The sequence below is a fragment of the Iodobacter sp. genome, from assembly GCF_025352645.1.
Taxonomy (GTDB): Bacteria; Pseudomonadota; Gammaproteobacteria; order Burkholderiales; family Chitinibacteraceae; genus Iodobacter.
In genome coordinates this window covers 83,656-90,014 of record NZ_JANXSO010000037.1, presented here as the reverse complement: position 1 = coordinate 90,014, position 6,359 = coordinate 83,656, and the positions used below count along the sequence as shown (strand labels likewise).

The 6,359-nt window shown below is 50.2% G+C and carries 6 protein-coding genes; 5 read left to right on the top strand and 1 reads right to left on the bottom strand.

What is annotated here, in order from left to right; genetic code table 11:
- Nucleotides 1–436: 436 nt before the first annotated feature.
- Entirely contained in the window at nucleotides 437–817 is a 381-nt protein-coding gene (locus Q0R17_RS05035; protein WP_293932708.1) for a YchJ family protein, read from the bottom strand.
- Between the two features lie 149 nt (nucleotides 818–966).
- On the opposite strand from Q0R17_RS05035, the gene Q0R17_RS05030 reads away from it, so the two are divergent.
- The 5 genes from Q0R17_RS05030 to Q0R17_RS05010 all read left to right on the top strand — a co-directional run bounded on the left by Q0R17_RS05030 (nucleotide 967) and on the right by Q0R17_RS05010 (nucleotide 6,343).
- Nucleotides 967–1,632 (top strand): HAD family phosphatase, encoded by a 666-nt coding sequence (locus tag Q0R17_RS05030; RefSeq protein ID WP_293932706.1) that lies wholly within the window; start codon nucleotides 967–969, stop codon nucleotides 1,630–1,632.
- 366 nt (nucleotides 1,633–1,998) lie between these two features.
- Nucleotides 1,999–3,138, top strand: a complete 1,140-nt coding sequence (locus Q0R17_RS05025) for a methyl-accepting chemotaxis protein (RefSeq protein ID WP_293932705.1) — start codon at nucleotides 1,999–2,001, stop codon at nucleotides 3,136–3,138.
- A 319-nt stretch (nucleotides 3,139–3,457) separates the two neighbouring features.
- The gene (locus Q0R17_RS05020) at nucleotides 3,458–3,829 is read left to right on the top strand and encodes a response regulator (RefSeq protein WP_293932703.1); all 372 of its coding nucleotides are present in this window, start codon (nucleotides 3,458–3,460) and stop codon (nucleotides 3,827–3,829) included.
- Nucleotides 3,830–3,840: 11 nt separating this feature from the next.
- Nucleotides 3,841–4,161, top strand: coding sequence for an STAS domain-containing protein (locus Q0R17_RS05015; protein WP_293932701.1), 321 nt, complete (start codon nucleotides 3,841–3,843; stop codon nucleotides 4,159–4,161).
- Nucleotides 4,148–6,343, top strand: a complete 2,196-nt coding sequence (locus Q0R17_RS05010) for a chemotaxis protein CheA (RefSeq protein WP_293932699.1) — start codon at nucleotides 4,148–4,150, stop codon at nucleotides 6,341–6,343. Before Q0R17_RS05015 ends, Q0R17_RS05010 begins: the two co-directional genes overlap by 14 nt.
- Nucleotides 6,344–6,359: the final 16 nt, after the last annotated feature.

Genomic DNA, 6,359 nt, shown 5'->3' with positions numbered 1-6,359 from the left:
AGGCACAAGGCATGCGACGAAGGCAATAACTGGTTATTTCCGAGGAGCATAACGCAGTGAATGGCCGTTTTCCGGCTCAGCCCTTCGGGTTGGCTACATTTTTGGGGCTGCACGGCGTTAAAAGACGCTCATGGTACTCGTACCACCTCGCGTCTTTTGCCTTGTTCAGCCCCAAAACTGCAGCCAACGCAGCCGTGAATGAAACGTCAACAGACCCTAGAGGCGCTGCTTGCTTGCGCCCCTAAGTATCAACGCAGATGAATGCCATGATTCAATACTACTTTTCAAAGAGGTTTGTTTTTCGTTGGGCGGGTGCAAGCCGCGTTTTTTTCAGCATCGATCAAAGGTTGCACCCGCCCCGCATGGTTTTTTGCATGGTAATGGCACAATCCAAACCCCGTAGATCACGCAGTGCGTTTGCCTAAATTAACCTCTATTAAGTATTCAGCATCTTGCCATCTAGGTAATACCAACGGCCCTCTTCATAAACAAAGCGGCTGCGCTCATGCAATTTCCAAGCCTTGCCCGCAATTTTGTAACGCGCAATAAATTCCACCTCGCCATTTACACCATTAACATGCGCTTGCTTAATTTTTAAACCTAGCCAGCGCACCGGCTCTTTATCTACCAAGGTTTCTGGCCGAGTTGTAGCGTGCCAAGTTGCCAATAAATAATCATGTAAGCCCAAAACAAAAGCACTATAACGCGAACGCATTAATTGCTCAGGTGTAGTGGCTGCTGTGCCCTGATGCCAAGGCGCACAGCAATCAGCGTATACGCGCCCGCTTTCACAAGGGCAGCCATTCTCTTTCAGCATTCATACTCCCGTACCAAGTGCGATTAAAATAGCTGCACATCATACTTGAAGAATAGCTAATCCATGTTCTGACTAGCGTAATAATGCAGCGGCCAAGACTTAGCAACTGGCGTAAAATAAGCGTTTTCAGCTCTTCTATCGGCCACCGCATGTATTTAACTTCTAAACCACTTGCCGCCCTTTTTGATATGGATGGGCTGATGTTAGACACGGAAAGCATCGGTATTGAATGCTGGATGGAAGCAGCCACTGCGCTAAGCGTGGATATGCCGCGTGCCTTAGCCATTGGCATGATTGGTATGCATTACAGCAAAACCGATGCTTATTTACTTGAGCATCTTGGCTCCACAGCGCCCATAGATGAATTACGCGCGGCTTGCCATAAGCTGTATATGGAACGCACCCAAGAGCCGATTGCTCACCGGCCAGGATTGAATGATATTTTAAGCTGGCTAGAAGAAAACAATATTCCTAAAGCCGTTTGCACCTCCACACGGCGCAGCATTGCAGAGCATCATTTACGTGCAGCTGGCCTTTGGTCGCGCTTTCACTTTGCCATTTGTGGGGATGAAGTCACCCACCCTAAGCCCGCGCCTGAAATTTACCAAAAAGCCGCCGCCGCATTTAATTTTCCTACTGAATCGTGCGTCGTATTAGAGGACTCCGATTTTGGCGTGCAAGCGGCCCACCAGGCTGGCTGCAAAGTCATTATGATCCCCGACTTACGCCCCCCTTCGCGTCACTCTTTAGCGCTCAACATCCCCATCTTAAGTTCCTTAAGCGAAGCAAGAGATTTGCTAACACAAGCTCGCTAAGCAAAAGCTTGCCGCGTCAAACCGGCAGGCTGTTAAGCACAGATCCAGCTAAGCAGTTTAATGTGTAAGTACTACGTCATAAGTTATCGTGTATTACTCACATCAGCAGCGTCACACCCACGTAGGTGGGAATGACGCGACTGGCTCCCCGGCAAAAACACTCGGGGGTGACGTTTTTAGCCCGCTTAAAATTTATGAAAACTTGTTATTCACTACGTATAAGTCGCCCTCGGCCTCACTCCCCTTCCTCAGTCCCCCCGTAAACACTCTTATATAAATCTGCAAGCAAGCGCTCTTTTTTGTTTTATCTAAATCACCGCCCTATATTGAGTTTTTAAGACACATCAATATCAAGGCTATTCACAAATGAAAATGCACGGATATTTATGGAACGGGTGCAATCTGCTCAGTGCAACATTAGCCATTGTGATTGCTGGAATACTCAATTTGCCATGGCTAGCGGCCCTTTATTTGCCCATCGGCATACTCCTTACTCGACTCGCCCAAGCCCAACCGAACCGCAGCATTGAGCCCGCCGTAGATAGGGGCAATGCCGAACCCGTGCCACTTCCCCATCTGCTCACCGCCGTGGCCCCCATATGGCGGGGCAATATCCAACTAGCCCGGCGGCAATCCGAAGACGCAGGAAATCAACTTGGCCTCACCCTTAGAGATATTGCAGTCGACTTGCGCGCCACCATTCGTGAGTCACGTGGCGAATCTGATGATAAGCACAGCAGCCAGCCCAAACTGAGCCACTTGATTGAGCATGTGCGTGAACGCACCAGCAGTCTTGCTCATATCCTTGCTCAAACATCCACCCACCGCGAAGAGCTGATTAATCAAGTGAACAGCCTTGCCAATTTCTCCACCGAGCTGGATTCCATGGCAAAAGGCGTGGCGGCTATTGCCAATCAAACCAATTTACTTGCACTCAATGCTGCCATTGAAGCCGCGCGGGCGGGTGAAGCAGGCCGAGGCTTTGCCGTAGTGGCCGATGAAGTTCGCAAACTCTCTACACTTTCGGCGGAGACCGGCAAGCAGATGTCGATCAAAGTAGCCGCCATCGATTACGCCTTGCGGGACGCAGGTACAAAAGCCGCCAGCATCAATGCCAGTGAATCCCAGCAAATAGGAGAGGCCTTGCATTTACTCGACGCATCTCTTTCTGACTTCACCATTGCTACGCAACAAATGGCGCAGGTCAATAGCAACTTGCAAGCTCAGGGTAATAAAGTTGAACAAGAACTGAACCAAACCTTAGTAGCACTACAGTTCCAAGATAGGGTGTGCCAGATGATGGCCCATGTTGAGCAAGACTTAAGCCACTTAGAAGATTACTTAGCCACCCTACTCAGTGCCCCTGCAGATTCCCCCCCCCCGCTATCCGTCACAGACTGGCTGGCCCGATTACGCAGTACTTACTCCACCCAAGAGCAAGCTGCATTGCACGGTGGCTCGTCAGCCCAGCCGAGCACCGCCGCTGGGGAACCCGAATTCTTTTAAGTCCATAGGTTGCAACTTGCGGTTTGGTTTGATGGCCACGCCTTAACACGCAAGAAACCCACAAATATTGGAGCGCGGCTTGCTGCACCCCTACACGGCTGGCCACCGGCTTGGTCGTGGTTTTCATGGCGCAAAACGCTATTGCCAAGGTAGCGGCTTAACATCGGCTATTGAATTCTGATTGACACTGACACAGGGAGTGCTAAACCTAACTAATGTAATTATTGCCTAAGCACACACACCATTTAGCTCAAACAACGCTTACAAAAAACCAGCCTTATCTTGTCTACCCGCTTTTTATAACGATGGCTTAACTACCATGGCAAAAAAAACGATTTTGATACTGGATGACTCAGCCAGCATGCGAGCAACCGTTTCCATTGCCCTCAGCGGGGCGGGCTATGAGGTGATTGAAGCCAAAGATGGTAATGAGGGGCTAAGTAAGCTGACAGGGCAGCGCGTTAATCTGATTATTTCTGATGTGAATATGCCGGGCATGGATGGCATTACCTTTCTAAAAAAACTAAAAGAGCAAGCGGTGCATCGCTATGTGCCGGTGATTATGCTGACCACCGAATCAGCCGATGATAAAAAGCAACAAGGCAAAGAGGCAGGTGCCAAAGCTTGGATTGTTAAGCCTTTTGAGCCTGCTAAATTACTCGATGCGGTATCCAAGCTGATTCAACCCTAAGCGAGCGCACCATGTCACTGCTGCTAGAGCACCAAAATGGCCAGACCTTGGCCCGACTACAAGGCGAGCTTACGATATTTAATGCAGCCGATGTCCAAGATGATTTACTCAGCTTACTCAATCACGAAGAAGTCATGCTTGATCTGTCTGAAGTCAGTGAATTAGATGGCTGTGGTGCCCAATTGCTGGCTATCTTGCAGGCTGAAGCAATGAACGCAGGCAAGAGCATTGCACTCTTCACCCTAGACCCTGCCATGAAACACACCCTGCAATACCTAGGCGTAACGGTGTGCTCAAGCCTGCCCACAGAGGCCAGCCATGATGGATCTTAGTAAAGCAAGGGTGATCTTTTTTGAAGAAGCAGACGAGCTATGCGATGCGCTTGAAACCGCCCTGCTTGATCCTATTGCCTACCCGCCCTGCACTGAAACTTACAACTTACTATTTCGTACCGCCCATACCATTAAAGGCTCTGGCGGCATTTTTGGGCTAGAGGCATTGGTTAGATTTGCCCACGTCGTCGAAAACGTATTAGAACGCTTGCGTAGCAATCAACTGGCCTTAAGCGATGAGTTAGTTTCGCTGCTACTCGCCAGCAATGATCATTTACGCCGCTTGCTATTAACCAGCGCAGGCAGCGAAGCACTGGCCTTAGATGATCTACCCGAAGGAATACCGCTACTAGAAAGCCTACATCAATATCAAGCTGTTCAATCTGGGGTAGCGCTTCTAGGAGCGGTAAGCACTCCACAGATAGAAGCTGCACCGCTTGCCCCGCAAACTTCACCCCATGCCGTCTCGCCACTCTGGCAGCTCTCTTTACGCTTTCACCCTGATACCTTTCGCTTTGGTTTCGATCCGCTTTCTTTTTTACATTATTTGCAAGGGTTCTGCACCATTAAGCATATAGAAACGGTTTGGCGCACTTGGCCAGCCATGCAGCTTTTTGATCCTACTGAATGCTTTCTTGGTTTTGAAATTAGCATGGAGTCAGATGCCTCGGCGGATAAAATCAATGGCACTTTTGATTTTGTTAAAGAAGATAGCCTTATCGGCATCCTCCCTCCCCACGCCCCATTAGCACTTTATCGTGAGCTGGCCGAGCGGCTGCATGCACAAAGAGGCGAAGAAATCGCCGATCAGCTCTCCCGCTGGTGCGAAAGGCAAGCCTTAAGTAACCAAGAAGCAATGCAAGTAAAAAGCGGCAGCTTCACCCTTGCCGAAGACCCCATCGCTAAAAGTGCCAGCACCACAGAGCAAGCCCCAGCCAGCACAGAGCAAGCCAACACCAGCAGCAAAACGGCAAAACCCCCTAGAGCCGAAAGCCAATCAATCCGCATTGAAACCGCCAAGCTTGATCGACTGATTAATCGCGTAGGAGAGCTAGTGATTGCCGCATCGGGCACCAAGCTCATTGCACAGCAACGCGGCGATGCCGAGCTGATTGAATCCGTTGCCATTATTAATACTTTAGTAGAAAGCATCCGTGATGATGCGCTGACCTTACGCATGGTGCCGGTGGACGAGATTTTCAGCCGCTTCCCACGCATGGTGCGCGAAACCTCTAAGCAACTTGGCAAAGCCATCCACCTTGAGATCAAAGGGGCAGACACCGAAGTCGATAAATCGATGGTAGAAAAGCTTACCGATCCACTGATGCATATTATTCGCAATGCGGTAGACCACGGCTTAGAATCCGCAGCGCAACGCCTAGCCGCCAATAAGCCAGAGGTTGGCACGGTAACCCTCAATGCCTACCACGATGCAGGCTCGGTGGTGGTGGAAGTGAGCGACGATGGCGCGGGGATTAATCGTGAAAAGGTACTCGCCAAAGCGCTTGAGCGATCCCTCATCAGCGATGAGCGCCAGCTTTCTGATCAAGAAATTCTGCAACTGATCTTTTTGCCCGGTTTTTCAACCGCCGATGCAGTCAGTGATTTATCTGGCCGTGGCGTGGGCATGGATGTGGTAAAGCGCAATATAGAATCTTTGCGCGGCGAAATAGAAATTCATTCCCGCCCAGGAATAGGCTCAACGTTCCGGCTACGGCTGCCGCTTACCTTAGCAATTATCGATGGTTTCCACGTTGAGGTAGACAACTCGGCGCTGGTGATGCCGCTAGATATGATGATTGAGTGCGTCGATTTACCGCCAGAAGCCATGAATCACAACACCAGACAAATCAATCTACGCGGTGACTGGCTGCCATTTATCTCACTACGTGAGCTGTTTGGCTTGCCCGCAGCGCACAGCCCAGAATTTATCGTGATTGTTCATTACGGCGAAAACCGTGCGGGCATTGTAGTGGATCGCCTGATCGGCGAATTACAAGCTGTGATCAAGCCCTTAGGCGATATTTTTAAATCGCTACGTGGCATCAGTGGCTCCACCATTTTGGGCAGTGGCAAGCCCGCGCTGGTACTGGATATCCCACAACTTATTCAACACGCATGGCGACGTGAGCGACGCTTTATTCGCCAGCACACCGATGCCGCCGTTTTGGAAAAACATTAAGCCCGCCCCCACGCTA